The sequence below is a fragment of the Polaromonas sp. P1_F2 genome (assembly GCF_056405735.1).
In genome coordinates this window covers 192509-210291 of the sequence record NZ_JBFUBN010000002.1, presented here as the reverse complement: position 1 = coordinate 210291, position 17783 = coordinate 192509, and the positions used below count along the sequence as shown (strand labels likewise).

Sequence of the window (17783 nt, the reverse complement as noted above, 5' to 3'; positions counted from 1 at the left end):
GCTTAGTCTGAATACGCGGCAGTTTCTTACACGGATTCAGCCAGGGGCTTTTACAAAGACTCCCCGCCGGCTACAAGGTTCCGTAGCTGTGCAAGCCCGAAAGGAACATGTTGACGCCCAGGAAGGCAAACGAAGTGACCGCCAGCCCCACCAGTGCCCACCAGGCGGCGACCGTTCCGCGCAGGCCTTTCATGAGGCGCATGTGCAGCCAGGCGGCGTAATTGAGCCAGACGATCAGCGCCCAGGTCTCCTTGGGGTCCCAGCTCCAGTAGCCGCCCCAGGCCTCGGCGGCCCACAGGGCGCCCAGCACCGTGGCGATGGTGAAAAAGGCAAAGCCGACCGCGATCGCCTTGTACATCACGTCGTCCAGCACCTCGAAGCTGGGCAGGCGCGCCGCGATGTGCTTGCGGCCCAGCAGGATGCCGGCGGCAATCAGCCCCGACACCGCCAGGTAACCGACCCAGTAGTAGCTGCCGCCCACTTCAGCCGGCGACTTGCTGCGAAACACGATAGGCACAAAACACAGCACCACACCCAGCAGCCACAGCGGCGTGAGCTGATGCCAGCGCTTTTCATCGGCCTGCTGCTTGATCAGGTACGACAGCGACACCATGGCGGCCAGCGAGAACATGCCATAGCCGATGAAATTGGCCGGCACGTGCAGCTTCATCCACCAGCTTTTGAGGGCGGGCACCAAGGGCTGGATTTCATGGGCTTCGCGCACCACGGTGTACCAGAGCAAAAAGCCGACAGCGGCGCTGACCACCAGCATCACAAAAGCGCCCAGCGCGCGGGTGTTGTACTGCGATTCAAAGTAGAGGTAGAAGGCCGCCGTCATCCAGCAGAACAGCACGAATACTTCGTACAGGTTGCTCACGGGAATGTGGCCGACGTCGGCGCCGATCAGGTAGCTTTCATACCAGCGCACCAGCGTGCCGACCAAGGCCATGCCGACGGCGACCCAGGCGATTTTGGAGCCCAGCGACTCCAGCGTGCCGCTCTGGCCTTTGGCGAACATGCCCAGCCAGTAAAAAATCGTGCTCATGAAGAACAGCACGCTCATCCACAAAATGGCCGACTGGCTGGACAGGAAATACTTGAGCCAGAACACCTGCTCGGCCCGCGCCAGGTCGCCCTGGTAGGAGGCGATGCCCAGCAGCGCAAAGACGCTCACTACCACCATGAGCACGCGCAGCGGCCGCCAGAACCAGCCCATCGCGATGGCCGCGGGAATAGCCGCCAGCAGGATGCCTTTTTCATAGACGTCCATGAAAGCGCCGTAGCGCGCGAAGGCGTAGAGAAAGCCGCCGGCGACCAGCGCGGCAAACACCCAGTCCAGCACATTGCGCCGGGCGAAATAGCCCTCGTTGAGGCTGAGCGTGCTGTCGCCGCCGCCGGCCTTCAGCGTGGTGGTGTTCACCGCCGTGGTGTTGATGGTGGAGGTATTCATAAAGGCGCCTGCAACAGTTTCGTTTTCAACATCTCGAACTCCTTGTCGCCATCCAGGGTCTTGCGATTGGTGGACAAGGCCATGGTGGCCTGGCTGCGGCCTTCGGCTGATTCTGGCACTGAATGCCCTTCGGTGGGAGTCCCTGGTCCCGAAGACCCGCGCGGCGCCAACCAGACCCAGACGCGGCGCTCACGCACATACAGCATGGCGAACACGCCCAGGATCAGGAAGGCGCAGCCCAGGTACACAATGGTTTTGCCCGGCGCGCGCGCCACCTGGAACACACTGGCCTGGATCTGGGTGAAATCCTTGAGCTCAAACGCCATGGGCGCCGGATAGAAATGGGCGTCCGACAGGCTCAGCACCATCTGCGACATGAAGGCCAGGGTTTTTTCGTCCTGCGCCATGGGTTTGAGCCCGGCCTGCTCGCGTGTCATCTGGGCCAGCTCGAACAGCGCGCCGTTGAGGATGCGGACCAGCACCTCGCCGGCGCGGTTGCGCTCGGCTTCGGGCACATTGGCTTCCATGAAATCGGAAATCGCCTGCAGGCCGGCGGTCTTGCCCCCAGCCGCATCCGGGCCGCCGCCGGCAAACAGTGCCAGCGCGCGCGAAGCCGAAGCCGCGAGCTGCTGCGCCAGTTCGGGCCGTTCGCGGCCTATGGCCTGGCTGGCATAACGCTTGACCGCCAGCTCGCGCTGGGCCGGGTTGGCCAGCGCGGCGCGCAGCCGCAAAAAGGTTTCCATGCCGCCTTCGGCATCGACCGGAATGCGCAGGTACTGGAAAGGGGCCGAAGGGGTTTCACGCACGCCCATCAGGTAGACCGCCGGGCTGTTTTCGCCCGGGTCGGTCTTGACCGGCAGCATGTAGTTGTGGAACTCGCGGGCCTGGCCGGCGGAATCGCGCAGCTTGTAGCTCACGCTGGGCCCGACGTTGCGCAGCTCTTTTTGCGTGACCGTCTTGTTGGCCGCGCCCAGGCGCGAATCGATGGCCTGGTGCAGGTCGACCTTGCGCACGTCAGCGCCCGAGCCGCCCATGCTGCCGCCCGAGGCGAAGTTTTCCACGTTGATGACACGCAGCGCGGTGTATTCGAGCGTCAGCTTTTCGGCGCTGTCGCCCTGCCCGTTGGTCAGGCTGCTGGTGCCGCCTATGGTGCCCTGGATTTCAAAAGGCTTGGTGGCCGCCGCCATCGGAATGGCCTTGAGCGTGACGCTGGAGCCGCCGTCGTCGAAGCTGGACTGGTAGATCTCGACGCCCTTGTGGCGGGCCGGGTGGTTGACCTCCACGCGCGCCGGGATTTTTTCGCCGGTTTCCTTGTCGTGGATGATGATGTCGCTGGCGAACAGCTTGGGCATGCCGGTCGAGTAGTACTCGACGATGAATTTTTTCAGTTCGATGGAAAACGGCAGCTCCTGCAGCAGCACACCGCCGGGCTGGTTCAGGATGGCGGTGCTGGACTGCGTGCCTTCGGCCACCAGCAAGTTGGCGCGGAAGGTCGGGTTGCTGTCGCTCAGGCGGTACTGCGCCGGCACGTCAGCGATCAAGCCGCCGCCGGTGTAGATGGATTTGCCGTTGAGCCACATCTGGCCGCGCACGATCATGTCGCCGTCCAGCAGGCCACCCACGCACACCAGCACGATGGCACTGTGCGCCGCGATGTAGCCCAGCTTGTTGGCCGCGCCCTTCTTGGCGGCCACCATCCAGCCGTCGCCTTCGGGCGTGCGGCGCTGCTGCAGCTTGACCTTCCAGCCGCTTTGCACCAGCGTCTGGCCGATGCGGCGCGCGGCGGCTTCAGGCGCTTCGGCCAGCGCGGCCTCGGCGCGGTGGCCGAAGGCCTTGAGGCCTTGCTCGCGGACGTTTTCCTTGAGCTGGTTCAGGTCCACCAGGATTTTGGGCGCATTGCGCGCGATGCACAGCGAGGTGGAAATGACCAGGAAGGCCAGGATCAGCAAAAACCACCAGGCGCTGTAGACGGTGTTGAGGCTCAGCAGGCTGAAGGCCTGGGCCCAGAACGGGCCGAACTGGTTCACGTAGTTGCCCAGCGGCTCCGCCTGCTTGAGCACCGTGCCGATGATGGACGCGATGCAGATCACGGTCAGCAGCGAGATGGAGAACCGCATGGACGACAGCAGTTCCACCGACGCCCGCAAGCTGCGGGAGCCCCAATTGACCTTCATACCCTGGGTGGAAACTGTCATGCTTTAAATGGAACCGGATCGGGCTGGCGGCAGCCGGCAAGAGAGAAAAAAGAAAAAAGGCGGGCTTTCATCAGAAAGACCCGCCTTTGGTGTGATTGGTTTTAGCGGCTTGGGTTCAATACGGCAGTCGCACTGCGTGTATTTTTTTCGGCAAAAAAGCCCGCCCTGCGGCAGGCCTCGCCTCAGCGCAGGCCGGCGATGTAGTCGGCCAGCGCGCGGATTTCGCGGTCGTTCAGCTTGGCGGCCACCTGGGTCATGGGAACGCTGTTCTTGCGGCCGCCGTCGCGGAAAGCGGTCAGTTGCGTCACGGTGTAGTCGGCATGCTGGCCGCCCAGGCGCGGGTACTGGGAAGGAATGCCGGCGCCGGTCGGGCTGTGGCAGCCCGCGCAAGCGGCGATCTGGCGATCCTGCACGCCGCCGCGGTAGATGCGCTCACCAAGGGCGACCAGTTCCTTGTCCTTGGCAAAGCCGGTCTTGGCCTTTTTCGAGGTGGCCCAGTAGGCGATGTTTTTCATGTCGTCGTCGGACAGCGCCGAGGCGAAGCCCTGCATGATGGGGTTCTTGCGCTTGCCGGATTTGAACTCCTGCAGCTGCTTGACCAGGTATTCGGGGTGTTGCTGCGCCAGCTTGGGGTTGGCCGGCGTGCCCGAGTTGCCGTCGTCGCCGTGGCAACTGGCGCACACGGCAGCAAAGCTGGCCCCGCCCTTGACCAGGTCGGGCTTGGCAACCTTGGCCGGGGCCGCTGCGGCAGCCGGGGCGGCATCGTGCGCGGGGGCGGCTTCGCCGGCGGCAAACGACGACACGGCGGGCACGGCCAGCAAAGCGGCCAGGAGGGAAGTAACGAACAGCTTCATATCGGGGGTTTTAATTGGTTGGCGCACAAAACTTATAACTTTCTGATTTTACAATGGCTTCAGGGCACCCCCGATTATTCGGGTCTTGCCGCGGCAATCCGCCAGGGGCTCCCTGCCGGTTCACGGCCTCCCAAGCCCCGCCCACAGGGGCGCTGGCCCCTTTCAACGCATGCCGCCGGCATGCAACCGACCTTCAGGGACCGCCCGACCATGACTTCCGCTTCCCCGCCTAAAACGCCCCCAGTCGCACCCGGCACCCCTGATCCCAAGATCGCCATGGGCTGGCTGCACACGGCCAAGTTCCTGACCACCGCGCCCGAACTCAAGCACCTGCCGCGCGTCGACGTGCCGGAAATCGCCTTCGTGGGCCGCTCCAATGCCGGCAAATCCACCTGCATCAACACCCTGACGCAGCAGCACAGGCTGGCGTTTGCCTCCAAGACGCCGGGCCGCACGCAAAGCATCAACCTTTTCAGCCTGGGCAAGCAGGGCGTGACCGACGCGGTACTGGCCGACCTGCCGGGCTACGGCTATGCGGCCGTCCCCAAGGAAGCCAAATACCGCTGGCAGCAGGTGATGGGCAATTATTTGCAGACGCGCGACAACCTCAAGGCCGTGGTGCTGCTGTGCGACCCGCGCCTGGGCCTGACAGAACTCGACGAAATCCTGCTCGACGTAATCCGGCCGCGCGTCGAAGAAGGCCTGAAGTTCCTGGTGCTGCTGACCAAATCCGACAAGCTCAACAAGACCGAGGCGGCCAAGGCGCTGTCCATTGTGCGACTGCAGGCCGGCGGCGGAGACGTCAAACTCTTTTCTTCGCTGAAGCGCCGCGGTGTCGAGGAAGTCGCCCAGCATTTGTGGGACTGGGCGCACCCGCTTGAAAAGCCGACCAAGGCCGCCAGGGCCGCGCCCGAGGATTTGCCTGAAATCAACGATTAAGGCCGGGCGGCGCTTTCAGCCTTCAACAGAAAGCAAAGCGCAACGCCATGATTGAAACCAGTTTGCAGGCCCTGCCGCACGGCATCACCCTCTCCTGCCGCGCCAGCGGCGCCAGAGGCCGGCCCGTGCTGATGTTTCTGCACGGTTTTCCCGAAGCGGCTTTTGTCTGGGACGGCCTGCTCGAACACTTCGCTCGCCCTGAAAACGGCGGCTTTCGCTGCGTCGCGCCCAACCTGCGCGGCTTCGAGCAGTCCAGCGCGCCCGCGGACGCCGCCGCCTACCGGCCCAAACACCTGGTGCAAGACATCGCCGCGCTGATAGCCCTGGAAGGCGGGCAGCTTGAATGCCTGGTTGCGCATGACTGGGGCGGCGCCGTTGCCTGGAACCTGGCGGCCGGCCAGCCGGCCTTGATGAAAAAACTGGCCATCATCAATTCGCCGCATCCCGGCACTTTTTTGCGCGAACTGCAGCAGTCGCCGGTGCAGCAGGCCGCCAGCGCCTATATGAATTTTTTAATTCGCCCCGACGCCGAGGCGCTGCTGGCCGAAGACGACTTTCGCCGCCTCTGGGAATTTTTCACGCACATGGGCGCGGCCGACGGCCCGCACGCCTGGCTCACCGATGCGCTGCGGGACCAATACCGCACCATCTGGCGCCAGGGCCTGACCGGGCCCTGCAACTATTACCGCGCCTCGCCGCTGCGCCCGCCCCGGCCCGGCCCGCCGCACAACGACCCGGCCGCGGCGGCCGTGACGATTCCGCGCGAGATGCTGGAGATCCACCTGCCCACGCTGGTGCTCTGGGCCATGGACGACATCGCCCTGCCGCCGGCCCTGCTGGACGGCTTGCAGGACTATGTGCCGCGCATGGAACTGAAGCGCATCGAGGGCGCGACCCACTGGATAGTCCACGAGCAGCCGGCATTGGTTGCGGCGTACCTGCGAGATTTTTTGCGCTGACGGCCGCGAGGCCGCTCCGACTCAATACAGCGAGGGATCGCCTTCAGGCCGGGTCTTGAAACGCTTGTGCACCCAGTAGTACTGCGCCGGCATGGCTTCGATGTAGTCACGCAGCCGCGCGTTCATCAGCGCGGTGTCGGCTACCGGGTCCTCGGAAGGGAAGTCCGTCCAGGCCGGCAGCACCTGCACCTCGTAGCCGGTGGGGGTGATACGCGGCAGCAGCGGCAACACCTTGGCGCGGCCCAGTTTGGCGAAGCGCGACAGCGAGGGCACGGTGGCAGTGGGCACGCCGAAAAAAGGCACAAACACCGAATCGTCGGGACCGAAATCCATGTCGGGCAGCAAATACAGCGGCTGGCCTTCGCGCAGCGCCGCCACGATGGGCTTGACGCCGGCCGCGCGGCCGAACAGGCGTAAATTGCCGAAGCGCCGGCGCCCGCGCAGTATCCAGCGGTCCACCAGCTTGTTGGACTGGTCGGTGTAGATCGTCGTGGAGGGCCGGGGCATTTGCAGCGCCACGGCGGTCCACGCCGCGTCAAGCCCCACGAAATGCGGCAAAAAAATCACCGTGGGCGCGTTGCCCGCCAGTTCTTCCAGGGCCCCCGTCAGGTTCACGCGCCGCTGCACCCAGGTTTTGGGCGCATGCCACAGCCAGGCGCGGTCCAGCCAGGCCTGGGCGAAATAGACGAAGGTCTGCACGTTCAGCCGGCGCCGCTCGTCCGCGGAAAGCGCCGGGAAGCACAGGGCCAGGTTGCTGTCCACCACACGCCGGCGCGCGCCCACCACGGCATACAGCACCCAGCCGAGCAACGTGCCCAGGCCGCGTGTCCACGAAAGCGGCACCAGGGCCAGCAGCTGCATAAAGAGGATGCCGCCGCGGGTTACCAGCCGGCCGGCCATCTGTCGGGCAGTCTTCAAAGCGGTGCTTCCTTGCGTGGTGTCTTGTAGCGCGCATAACCCCATAGGTACTGGCCGGGCTGGCTCAGCACGATGGCTTCAATGGCGCGGTTGATCTGCGTCACGGCCTGCAGCAGCTCGGCGCGGGGCTTGCCGGAATCCTCCGGCTGAACGCCTTCGACCGCCGGCCATATCTTGAGGAAATAACCCCGGCCGCGCGGCAGGCGCTCGCAACTCACCGGCAGCAGCACCGCCCCGCTTTGCAGCGCCAGCCGCGCCGCCAGGGTCATGGTGTAGGCCGGCTTGCCGAAAAACGGCGCCCAGACGCCCAGCCCCTCGGGCGGCACCTGGTCGGTCAGCAGCGCCACGGCCTGGTTGGCCTTGAGGGTTTTGTGCATCAGCCGGATTCCGCTCAACGATGCCGGTACGACGGTGAGGTTGGCACGGTCGCGCGCCAGCCGCTCCATGCGCGCCAGCCAAGCCTTGCGCGCGGGCCGGTAGATGGCGGTGATGGGCCCGTAGAGTTCGGCCAGGGCCTGCGGGCCCAGTTCGAAACTGCCGCAATGGGGGCCGAAAAAAATCACCCCGCGGCCTTGGGCGAATGCCTGCTCCGCGTGGGCCTGGCCTTCTACTCGCACATTGTCCAGGCAGGACTCCGTGGCCGGCCGCATCCACAGCTTGGGCAGTTCGGCGATAAAACGCCCGGCTTCCGCGATCGCCGGACGGGCCAGCTCAAACGGCAGGCCGGCCTGCGCCACATGGGCCCGGAACTGCGCGCGGTAGCGCGGGCTCGCGGCCCAGACCAGCCAGCCCAGCGCAGCGCCCAGCGCATGCAGGGCGGCCAGCGGCCAGAGGGCGAAGAATCGGAACAACCAGGGCATTGAGCGGAAAAAAGGGGTATTGAAGGGCCAATCCAGCCCAAAACAGGCTGTCTTATAATGCAGGCTGTCGCTGAGTTACTGAACAACTTGCAGGGCGACATTAAACCAAACTGCTAAAGCGTTCGCCGAAGCATTCCAGCCGGCAACGCGCCGACAAACTTTATGGAGTGTACGCAATGGCGAACGATTTTCTCTTTACTTCCGAATCCGTCTCCGAGGGCCATCCCGACAAGGTCGCCGACCAGATTTCCGACGCGATTCTCGACGCGATTTTCAAACAGGACCCGCGCAGCCGCGTCGCCGCCGAAACCCTGACCAACACCGGCCTGGTCGTGCTGGCCGGTGAAATCACCACCAACGCGCACGTCGACTACATCCAGGTCGCACGCGACACCATCAAGCGCATCGGCTACGACAACACCGAATACGGCATCGACTACAAGGGCTGTGCCGTCATGGTCTGCTACGACAAGCAGTCCAACGACATCGCCCAGGGCGTGGACCACGCCAGCGACGACCACCTGAACATCGGCGCCGGCGACCAGGGCCTGATGTTCGGCTACGCCTGCGATGAAACCCCCGAGCTGATGCCCGCGCCGATTTATTACGCGCACCGCCTAGTCGAACGCCAGGCCCAGCTGCGCAAGGACGGCCGCCTGCCTTTCCTGCGCCCCGACGCGAAAAGCCAGGTCACCATGCGCTACGTGGACGGCAAGCCGCACAGCATAGACACCGTGGTGCTGTCCACCCAGCACAGCCCCGACCAGAGCGAAACCGCGCACAAGATGAAGGCTTCCTTCAACGAAGCCATCATTGAAGAGATCATCAAGCCGGTGCTGCCAAAAGGCATGATCACCAAGGACACCCGTTACCTGATCAACCCGACCGGCCGCTTCGTCATCGGCGGCCCGCAGGGCGACTGCGGCCTGACCGGCCGCAAGATCATCGTCGACACCTACGGCGGCGCCTGCCCGCACGGCGGCGGCGCCTTCAGCGGCAAGGATCCCAGCAAGGTGGACCGCTCGGCCGCCTACGCCGCCCGCTACGTCGCCAAGAACATCGTGGCGGCCGGCCTGGCCCGCCAGTGCCAGATCCAGGTGGCTTACGCCATCGGCGTGGCCAAGCCCATGAACGTCACGGTCTACACCGAAGGCACCGGCGTGATCTCAGACGAAAAACTTTCGGCCCTGGTCAACGAACACTTCGACCTGCGCCCCAAAGGCATCATCCAGATGCTCGACCTGCTGCGCCCCATCTACGAAAAGACCGCAGCCTACGGCCACTTCGGCCGCGACGAACCGGAATTCACGTGGGAGCGTACTGACAAAGCTGCTGCGCTCCGCGCGGCTGCGGGCCTGTAAGCTCCACGCAACAAGCCCGATACCAAGGCGCGGCGTCCTACGCCGCCGCCTGCCAAACACCGGCAACATAAAGCCACCTTCGGGTGGCTTTTTTCATGCTTTGCCGAGAGGGCCGGCCTCTACAATTTTGGGCAGGTTGAGCCGGCCGGCGGCACTATTCGAGAACTTCCACGAAAGCTCCCATGCGAAGCACTCCCCACAAAATGGCCGTCAACATCGCCTGCGCCCTGGTCGCTGTGCTCACGCTGATCGGCATCAGCGAGCTTTCGTACCTCCGATCCATGGAGGCGATGGACGAAGTGGCCAAGGCCCATGTCGCGCGCAGCCATGTGCAGCGGCTGCTGCGCGATGTGCTCGACGCGGAAACCGGGCAGCGCGGTTACCTGTTGACCGGCGACACCATGTACCTGGAGCCCTACAAGGCCGCCATCGCGGACATCAGCCAGACGCAGGACCAACTGCGCGAATTGCTCGCCATGCGCAAGGACCAGGTCGACACGCTGTCGACGCTGGGGCGGACGGTGCAGCGCAAGCTGGCCGAAATGGACCTGTCCATCCGCATGAAGAACGAGGGAAAGGACGACGCCTGGCGCTTTGTCCTGACCACGGAGGTGGGCAAGGAGCAAATGGACATCATCCGCAACGGCGCCGGCCGGCTGGTCACCGAGACCAACCAGGAGACCGCCAACGGCTACACGGAGGTCCGGCACTCCCTGCTCCTGACGCGCATAGGCATCACCCTGGTGGCAAGCGTCGCTTTTATCGCCTTCTGGCTGTATTTGCGCCAGACAGCCGCCCTGGACCAGGCCGGGCAGCGCCAGCAGCTGGCATTGCAGGCCGAGCGCGACCTGCTGGGCGTCCAGGTCAGGGAACGCACCAGCCGGCTGGCCGAACTGGCCACCCACCTGCAGCAGATCCGGGAAGAGGAAAAAGGCCACCTGGCACGCGAGCTGCACGACGAGCTCGGCGCCCTGCTCACGGCGGCCAAACTCGACGTCGCGCGCATCAAGGCCAAGCTGTCCGGCGACAACGGCGACCTGCCCGCCCGCATCGAGCACCTGATTGAAACGCTCAACAGCGGCATCTCCCTGAAGCGGCGCATCATTGAAGACCTTCGGCCTTCCTCGCTGTCCAATCTTGGGCTGGTGCCGGCCCTGGAAATCCTGACGCGCGAATTCGCCCAGCGTTCGGGCCTGAGCATTGCCACCAACCTTGAGCCCGCGGCGCTGGACGAAACCATCCAGTTGACGGTTTACCGGCTCGTGCAGGAAGCGCTGACCAACATCGCCCGCTATGCGCAGGCGCAGAACGTGGACATCAACCTGCTGAGCTACAAGGACTACATCGTGGTGACGGTCCACGATGACGGCCGGGGTTTCGACCCGCTGGCCGTCCAGGCCTCAAGCCATGGCCTGCAGGGAATGCGCCACCGGGTGGAGGCCTCGGGGGGGCGCCTGGACATCAACGCCACCCAGGGCACGACCATCGCGGCCACGCTGCCCCTGACGGTGTTGCGCAAGTCAGCGCACCAAGCCGCCATTCCGGAGACTCAGCCGCGCGTGTAAGGCGTCTTCCCGATATGCGGGGTGTTGCCCAGTTCTTCGGAAGGTTCACCGTCGGCCTTGGGCTCGGGAAGGGTTTTGTTGGTGCCCTCCTTGCCGAATTCATCCGAAGCCTTCTTGCGGGGCGGGCCCGCAGGGGTCTTTGTGCCGCCGGTCCGCCGGGTTCCCGGCTCCGGACTGGATCTGGTGCTCATTTCCCTCTCCCGGGCACAGAGGTCAAGGCGGCGGATTCCATGGAATCCATCAGGTGACAAAACTGCTGCCGGCCGGGACGGAGCCTGACGGACCGCCTTGCGGTCGCGCTGGCGCCGTAGGCACGCCGATTTGCTTGCCGGACACCGGGAAGGGCCAGGGATGGCGGGACTTGGCTGGTTCGGCCGCCGCTTCGCGAGCCGGGCGCAAGCCGCGGCTGTCCTGTGCTTCCTCGCGTGGAAAACTGTCTAGAAACATCTTGCTGCCCATCGGGCCCGGAGTGGATGAATTTCGACTTTAGGGGGCGCAGGGGTAACAAGTCGTCAGCGGGAGAGGAATTCCGTGTAGGACAAGCTCGATTCGGCTGGCACCAGTCCTTCATTTTCGCGGCGCTCTTTTCCACCGCAATCCGCCGCCTCCGCAGCTAGGCCTCCAGGCGCACAACGACCTTGCCGGAGTGCCGGCCCTGTAACAGGTCTGCCAGGGCGGCGGGCGCTTCCAGAAGGCCGTCCACAACATGCTCCACTGCTTTGACCTGTCCACTGCCAACCCATTCGTCCATTTCACTGCGGAACACGTCAAAGCGCGCGCCATAGTGGTCAAGGATGATGAAGCCCTGCACCCGTACCCGCTTCTGCAGAATGGCGGCCAGGAACTGCGGCAACTGGTTGGCGCCGGCTGGGCCTGCCGAGTCGTTGTAATGCGCGACAAAGCCGCACACCGGCATGCGTGCGCCGATATTGAGCAGGGGAAGGACTGCCGACAACACCTCACCGCCGACGTTCTCAAAGTACACGTCAATGCCCGCCGGGCATGCGGCGGCAAGCTGCTCTCCAAATAAGGGCCCGTGCCTGTCGATGCAGGCATCAAAGCCCAGGTCGTCGACAGCCTGCCGGCACTTGTCCTCACCGCCGGCGATACCGACGACACGAGCACCCTTGAGTTTCGCGATCTGGCCGACCATGGCGCCCACCGCGCCGGTGGCCGCCGCGACCACCACGGTTTCGCCGGCCTTGGGCTGGCCGATGTCCAGCAGGCCGACGTGCGCCGTGAAGCCCGGCATCCCGAGCGCGCCCAGCGCCAGGGATGGACGGGCCATCTCACCTATCGCCAGCAGGTCGCTCCCATCGCTGACAGCGTAGTCTTGCCAGCCGGCGTTGGCGAGCACGAGATCACCCGCGCGGTATTGGGGATGCCTGGACTCCACGATGCGGCTGACGGTGCCGCCCGGCATGGTGCCGCCAAGCGGAACGGGGGGCGCGTACCCGGGCCCGATGCTGTCCATCAGGTTGCGCATGTACGGATCCAGCGAAAGGAACTGCGTTCGCAGCAATACCTGGCCTTCGCCCGGACGCGGCACGGGCTCGGTCACGAGATGGAAGTCGGACGCAACAGGCAGGCCGCGCGGGTGCGACGCCAATGTGATGCGCCGATTGGTGTCGGGGTCTGGTTTCGGCTTGGCCATGTTCACCTCCGCGATTCAGCCGCGGCCTGATCCGGGGCCGCGCCGCCATGCCAGCAGGCCGCCCAGCACTACGGCCACCATGGCGAATGCAGGGGCGCCGAGCGCACCTGTCCAGTCAACGATGAGGCCGCCCGCGATGGCGCCCGTGGCAATGGCGATCTGGAAGGCCGCCACCAGCAGGCCGCCCGCAGCCTCTGCCTGGTCGGGCGCGGCGCGCACAATCCAGGTCTGGAAGCCGACCGGGAATGCGCCGAACGCGAACCCCCACAGCGCCACGGCCACGGCGGTGACCACGGTGGAGCTGCCGCCTATGAGCAGCGCGGCGGCCAGCAGGGCGATCATCGCGCTGCCGGCGACGATCGCGTAGCGTTCGCTGCGTCCCGCCAGCCAGCCCCCCGCGAAGTTGCCGAAGAAGCCGCCGATGCCGTAGCCCAGCAGCACGGCGGAAATCGCCGCCACCGACAACTTCGTCACGTCTTCGAGCACGGGCCGGATGTAGGTGAAGCCCGCGAAGTGGCCGGATATCACCAACAGCACGGCCAGCAACGCAATGCGCACCGGCCCCCGCGTGAGCAGGTCGCGCAGGCCTTTCAAACTGGCCTTGTCGCGTGGCGGCAGCGCCGGCAACGCTGCCAGCTGCACAAGGAAAGCCAGCACGCCGACCACCCCTGCCGCGACAAAAGCGCTGCGCCACCCCCACAAACTGCCCATCCAGGCGCCGACCGGCGCCGCGCAGACGGTGGCAATGGAGACGCCGGTCAACACCAGCGACATCGCCCGCGGGAAAAGCCGCTCCGGCACCAGGCGCATCGCCAGCGCCGCCGCCATCGACCAGAACCCGCCGAGCGCGATGCCGAGCACCACGCGCGCGAACAGCAGCACCGCGAGCGAACCGGCCGTTGCCGCCAGCAGGTTGGACACGAGCAGGAGGGCGGTGAGCGTCAGCAGCACCCGCTTGCGGTCGAAGTGCGCCGTCAGCAAGGGGATGGTCGGCGCGGCCACCGCGCCGACGAGCGCGGTGGCCGTGACGGCCTGGCCCGCGGCGCCAGCCGTGACATGGAGATCGGCCGCCATGGCAGTCAGCAGGCTGGCCGGCAGGAATTCCGCCGTGACCAGGCCGAACACACCCAGGGAAAGTGAGGCGACCGCCGGCCAGAGAGCGGCGGCCTCGCCGGATGAATTGTTGGCAGGGCCTGCGCCGGCAGCCAGCGGATCTAGGCAGGCAGAAGAGGAATTGGATGGCATGAGATATGAAGCCTTGTTGAGGACAGGGTGACCAGCTTAGGCCTAGCATCCACACATTTCCATGGCGAAAGAGCCGAAATGCTTGACGATTCCTCCAGAACTTTCACGCCCGTCGTCGTTCAGCCCCCTCACGAAGGCGCGGGCCTGCCTGCTGCGGGGCCCGATCCCCTCACCCAGATCCTGCTGGGCCTGCGCCTGGACGGCGTCGAGTACGGCCGCTGCCTCATGCATGCGCCGTGGGCGATTTCCTTTACCGCGCAAGCCACCGCGCGTTTTCATTTCGTCGGCAGCGGAGATTGCTGGCTGCACACAGAGCCGTCCGGGTGGATGGAACTGAAGGCCGGTGACGCGGTGCTGCTGCCGCGCGGCACGGCCCACACCGTGGCCAGTTCACCCGAAGTTCCGCCGGTGGCCCTCGCGACCTTCGATCGCGAGCGGGTCGCGGACGATATCTATCTGTTGCGGGACGGGGCACCCCTGGCGCAAGCACCGTCCCACGTCATGTTCTGCGGCACCATGAAATTCAACCTCGACCCGCTGCATCCCTTGCTGGCCATGATGCCGGGGGTGATCCGCGCTGGCGACCTGGCTCAGCGCGACCCGGGCGTGCCCATGCTGCTCGAGGCGATGGAGCGAGAAGCCTCGCTCAACCGCATGGGCGCCTGCGGCATCCTGGCCCGCATGGCCGATGTGCTCGCCGCGACCATCATCCGCGCCTGGGTCGAATGCGCTTGCAGCAACTCGACGGGCTGGATCGCGGCGCTGCGCTCGCCCGGCGTGGGCAAGGTGCTGGCCGCCATCCACGCGACGCCGGAGCAGGACTGGAGCGTGCCGGAGCTGGCGAACATCATGGGAGCATCAAGATCACGTTTTGCCCAGGCCTTCAAGGAATCGGTGGGCGAGAGCCCTGCCCGGTACGTGGCTCGCATCCGCATGTTCCAGGCGCGCAACTGGATCGCGCAGGACGGAATGCGTGTCACCACGGCCGCCGATCGGCTGGGTTACGACTCCGAGGCCTCCTTCAGCCGGGCGTTCAAGCGTGTCATCGGCCACGCACCCAGCAAGGCACGCAGTCCTGTTTGACGAATATCGCTATCGCCAGCTGGGTCGGGTTTTGACGGAATCCAGCCCAATGGCGCTCCGCAACACCCGCGGCCGCCCCAAAAAGCAGGTTTTCCGGCCCTTGCCTTGAAATAGGGCCCAATTGCCCCTATGATTAGCACTCGATGGTATTGAGTGCTAACAAAGCCCAGTCAATCCACCAAAGTTAACAAGCACCCACTTCCAGCCGGGTGCTTTTTGATTCCCAAAACCAGTGTTCTCAAACAAGGAGCTCTCATGAAACTTCGTCCTTTGCACGACCGCGTGATCGTCAAACGCGTGGAAAACGAAACCAAAACCGCTTCCGGCATCGTCATCCCCGACAGCGCCGCTGAAAAGCCTGATCAAGGCGAAGTGCTGGCCGTTGGCCCAGGCAAGAAGAACGACAAGGGCGAACTGAGCCCCGTGGGCGTGAAAGTCGGCGACCGCGTGCTGTTCGGCAAATACAGCGGCCAGACCGTCAAGGTCGACGGCGACGAACTGCTCGTCATGAAAGAAGAAGACCTGTTCGCAGTGGTTGAGAAGTAATTTCTCCCGCCGCGTCAAATCCCTAATCAACTGAATCTGGAGAATTAATCATGGCAGCAAAAGACGTCATTTTCGGCGGCGAAGCCCGCGCACGCATGGTCGAGGGTGTGAACATCCTGGCCAACGCCGTCAAGGTAACCCTGGGCCCCAAAGGTCGTAACGTGGTTCTGGAGCGCTCGTTCGGCGCCCCCACGGTGACCAAGGACGGTGTGTCCGTCGCCAAGGAAATCGAACTCAAGGACAAGCTGCAGAACATGGGCGCGCAGATGGTCAAGGAAGTCGCTTCCAAGACCTCCGACAACGCCGGCGACGGCACCACCACCGCCACCGTTCTGGCCCAGGCCATCGTCCGCGAAGGCATGAAGTACGTGGCCGCCGGCATGAACCCGATGGACCTGAAGCGCGGTATCGACAAGGCCGTGCTGGCCCTGACCGAAGAGCTCAAGAAGGCTTCCAAGCCCACCACCACGTCGAAAGAAATCGCCCAGGTCGGTTCGATCTCGGCCAACTCCGACGAATCCATCGGCAAGATCATTGCCGACGCAATGGACAAGGTTGGTAAAGAAGGCGTGATCACCGTGGAAGACGGCAAGTCGCTGCAAAACGAACTCGACGTCGTCGAAGGCATGCAGTTCGACCGCGGCTACCTCTCCCCTTACTTCATCAACAACCCTGAAAAGCAGTCCGCACTGCTGGACAACCCCTTTGTTCTGCTCTACGACAAGAAGATCAGCAACATCCGTGACCTGCTGCCTACCCTGGAACAAGTCGCCAAGGCCGGCCGTCCGCTGCTGATCATTGCCGAAGAAGTCGAGGGCGAAGCCCTGGCGACGCTGGTGGTGAACACCCTGCGCGGCATCCTGAAGGTTGTGGCTGTGAAGGCCCCCGGCTTCGGCGACCGCCGCAAAGCCATGCTGGAAGACATCGCCTGCCTGACCGGCGGCAAGGTCATCGCTGAAGAAGTCGGCATGTCGCTCGAAAAAGTGACGCTGGCTGACCTCGGCCAGGCCAAGCGCATCGAAGTGGGCAAAGAAAACACCATCATCATCGACGGTTCCGGCGCCGCTGCCGACATCGAGGCACGTGTCAAGCAAGTGCGCGTCCAGATCGAAGAAGCGACCAGCGACTACGACCGTGAAAAACTGCAAGAGCGCGTGGCCAAGCTGGCCGGCGGTGTTGCCGTGATCAAGGTCGGCGCTGCCACCGAAGTCGAAATGAAGGAAAAGAAGGCCCGCGTGGAAGACGCACTGCACGCTACCCGCGCTGCCGTGGAAGAAGGCATCGTGGCCGGCGGCGGCGTGGCGCTGCTGCGCGCCAAGCAGGCTGCAGGCAAGATCGCCGGCGACAATCCTGACCAGGACGCCGGTATCAAGCTGGTGCTGCGCGCCATCGAAGCCCCCCTGCGCGAAATCGTTTACAACGCAGGCGGCGAAGCCTCTGTGGTGGTGAACGCCGTGCTGGCCGGCAAGGGTAACTACGGCTTCAATGCAGCCAACGACACCTACGGCGACATGATCGAAATGGGTATCCTGGATCCCACGAAGGTCACCCGCACCGCACTGCAGAACGCAGCCTCCGTCGCATCCCTGATGCTGACGACCGAAGCCATGATTGCCGAGGCTCCGAAGGAAGAGTCCGGCGCCGGCGGCGGCATGCCAGGCGGCATGGGTGGTATGGGCGGCATGGGCGACATGGGCATGTAATGCCTGCCTGAGCTTCTCGCTCCATCAAAAAGGGCCGCTTTCGCGGCCCTTTTTTTATTGCTCGGCGGGTGCCGCGGGTGCGGCGCCTTCGTCATACTGGTTCGGGCCTTCCGAGGGCTGCACGCACCAGTACAGCAGCAACAGGTTGACCAGCGGAATCAGGCCGATCAGCATCAGCCAGCCGGTCTTGCCGATGTCATGCAGGCGCCGCACGCCCACCGCGATGGCCGGCAACAACATCGCCAGCGCGGCGATGCCGTACAGGATGTTGCTGATCATGCCGGTGACGATCAGGACGATGATCTGGAACAGGAAGAACCACCAGAACTCCGGCCGCGATGCCCGGCCGGTAAAAGTGACGTATTTGGAAAAACAGGTGGAGATGGCTTGGCCGAAATTCATGACAGTGATCCTCCTCACAAGGTGTAAACAGGGTGAATTCCCTGCCGCA

At 64.5% G+C, this 17783-nt stretch carries 16 protein-coding genes; 7 read left to right on the top strand and 9 right to left on the bottom strand.

Translation table 11 applies throughout. The features are described from left to right. Positions 1-70: 70 nt before the first annotated feature. The 3 genes from ccsB to AC1D0O_RS04800 all read right to left on the bottom strand — a co-directional run bounded on the left by ccsB (position 71) and on the right by AC1D0O_RS04800 (position 4499). Positions 71-1450 (bottom strand): c-type cytochrome biogenesis protein CcsB, encoded by a 1380-nt coding sequence (gene ccsB, locus AC1D0O_RS04810; protein WP_477652415.1) that lies wholly within the window; start codon positions 1448-1450, stop codon positions 71-73. Then, positions 1447-3645, bottom strand: coding sequence for a cytochrome c biogenesis protein ResB (locus tag AC1D0O_RS04805; RefSeq protein WP_477652414.1), 2199 nt, complete (start codon positions 3643-3645; stop codon positions 1447-1449). The genes ccsB and AC1D0O_RS04805 overlap by 4 nt, the downstream gene beginning before the upstream one ends. Before the next feature lie 182 nt (positions 3646-3827). Continuing rightward, entirely contained in the window at positions 3828-4499 is a 672-nt protein-coding gene (locus AC1D0O_RS04800) for a c-type cytochrome (RefSeq protein WP_477652412.1), read from the bottom strand. 210 nt (positions 4500-4709) lie between these two features. Here AC1D0O_RS04800 and yihA point away from each other — a divergent pair, with 210 nt between their 5' ends. Both yihA and AC1D0O_RS04790 read left to right on the top strand, forming a co-directional pair. Beyond that, positions 4710-5438 (top strand): ribosome biogenesis GTP-binding protein YihA/YsxC, encoded by a 729-nt coding sequence (yihA, locus tag AC1D0O_RS04795; protein WP_477652411.1) that lies wholly within the window; start codon positions 4710-4712, stop codon positions 5436-5438. A gap of 47 nt (positions 5439-5485) precedes the next feature. Next, entirely contained in the window at positions 5486-6397 is a 912-nt protein-coding gene (locus tag AC1D0O_RS04790; protein ID WP_477652410.1) for an alpha/beta fold hydrolase, read from the top strand. Positions 6398-6418: 21 nt separating this feature from the next. Here AC1D0O_RS04790 and AC1D0O_RS04785 read toward each other — a convergent pair whose 3' ends face one another. Both AC1D0O_RS04785 and AC1D0O_RS04780 read right to left on the bottom strand, forming a co-directional pair. After that, on the bottom strand, positions 6419-7315 hold the full coding sequence (locus AC1D0O_RS04785; RefSeq protein ID WP_477652409.1) for a lysophospholipid acyltransferase family protein: 897 nt from the start codon (positions 7313-7315) through the stop codon (positions 6419-6421). Continuing rightward, positions 7312-8175: a lysophospholipid acyltransferase family protein gene (locus tag AC1D0O_RS04780; RefSeq protein ID WP_477652408.1), complete on the bottom strand. Its 864-nt coding sequence runs from the start codon at positions 8173-8175 to the stop codon at positions 7312-7314. Before AC1D0O_RS04780 ends, AC1D0O_RS04785 begins: the two co-directional genes overlap by 4 nt. 176 nt (positions 8176-8351) lie before the next feature. Between AC1D0O_RS04780 and metK the strand changes: the two genes are divergently transcribed. After that, complete coding sequence (gene metK / locus AC1D0O_RS04775; protein ID WP_477652407.1) at positions 8352-9536, top strand: methionine adenosyltransferase; 1185 nt, start codon at positions 8352-8354, stop codon at positions 9534-9536. 182 nt (positions 9537-9718) lie between these two features. Next, positions 9719-11101: a sensor histidine kinase gene (locus tag AC1D0O_RS04770; RefSeq protein ID WP_477652406.1), complete on the top strand. Its 1383-nt coding sequence runs from the start codon at positions 9719-9721 to the stop codon at positions 11099-11101. Here the strand turns inward: AC1D0O_RS04770 and AC1D0O_RS04765 are convergent. The 3 genes from AC1D0O_RS04765 to AC1D0O_RS04755 all read right to left on the bottom strand — a co-directional run bounded on the left by AC1D0O_RS04765 (position 11086) and on the right by AC1D0O_RS04755 (position 14000). Then, positions 11086-11292: a hypothetical protein gene (locus AC1D0O_RS04765; protein WP_477652405.1), complete on the bottom strand. Its 207-nt coding sequence runs from the start codon at positions 11290-11292 to the stop codon at positions 11086-11088. The two genes, AC1D0O_RS04770 and AC1D0O_RS04765, sit on opposite strands and share 16 nt — an antisense overlap. A 422-nt stretch (positions 11293-11714) precedes the next feature. Further along, on the bottom strand, positions 11715-12755 hold the full coding sequence (locus tag AC1D0O_RS04760) for an NADP-dependent oxidoreductase (protein WP_477652404.1): 1041 nt from the start codon (positions 12753-12755) through the stop codon (positions 11715-11717). A gap of 15 nt (positions 12756-12770) precedes the next feature. Continuing rightward, positions 12771-14000 (bottom strand): MFS transporter, encoded by a 1230-nt coding sequence (locus AC1D0O_RS04755; protein WP_477652403.1) that lies wholly within the window; start codon positions 13998-14000, stop codon positions 12771-12773. Between the two features lie 78 nt (positions 14001-14078). Here AC1D0O_RS04755 and AC1D0O_RS04750 point away from each other — a divergent pair, with 78 nt between their 5' ends. The 3 genes from AC1D0O_RS04750 (at position 14079) to groL (ending at position 17332) form a co-directional block, all read left to right on the top strand. Continuing rightward, positions 14079-15083, top strand: a complete 1005-nt coding sequence (locus AC1D0O_RS04750) for an AraC family transcriptional regulator (protein ID WP_477652402.1) — start codon at positions 14079-14081, stop codon at positions 15081-15083. 255 nt (positions 15084-15338) lie between these two features. Next, complete coding sequence (locus AC1D0O_RS04745; protein WP_007872916.1) at positions 15339-15629, top strand: co-chaperone GroES; 291 nt, start codon at positions 15339-15341, stop codon at positions 15627-15629. A 50-nt stretch (positions 15630-15679) separates the two neighbouring features. Continuing rightward, the gene (groL, locus tag AC1D0O_RS04740; protein ID WP_411877453.1) at positions 15680-17332 is read left to right on the top strand and encodes a chaperonin GroEL; all 1653 of its coding nucleotides are present in this window, start codon (positions 15680-15682) and stop codon (positions 17330-17332) included. Between the two features lie 54 nt (positions 17333-17386). Here groL and AC1D0O_RS04735 read toward each other — a convergent pair whose 3' ends face one another. Further along, the gene (locus tag AC1D0O_RS04735; protein WP_477652401.1) at positions 17387-17734 is read right to left on the bottom strand and encodes a DUF805 domain-containing protein; all 348 of its coding nucleotides are present in this window, start codon (positions 17732-17734) and stop codon (positions 17387-17389) included. Positions 17735-17783: the final 49 nt, after the last annotated feature.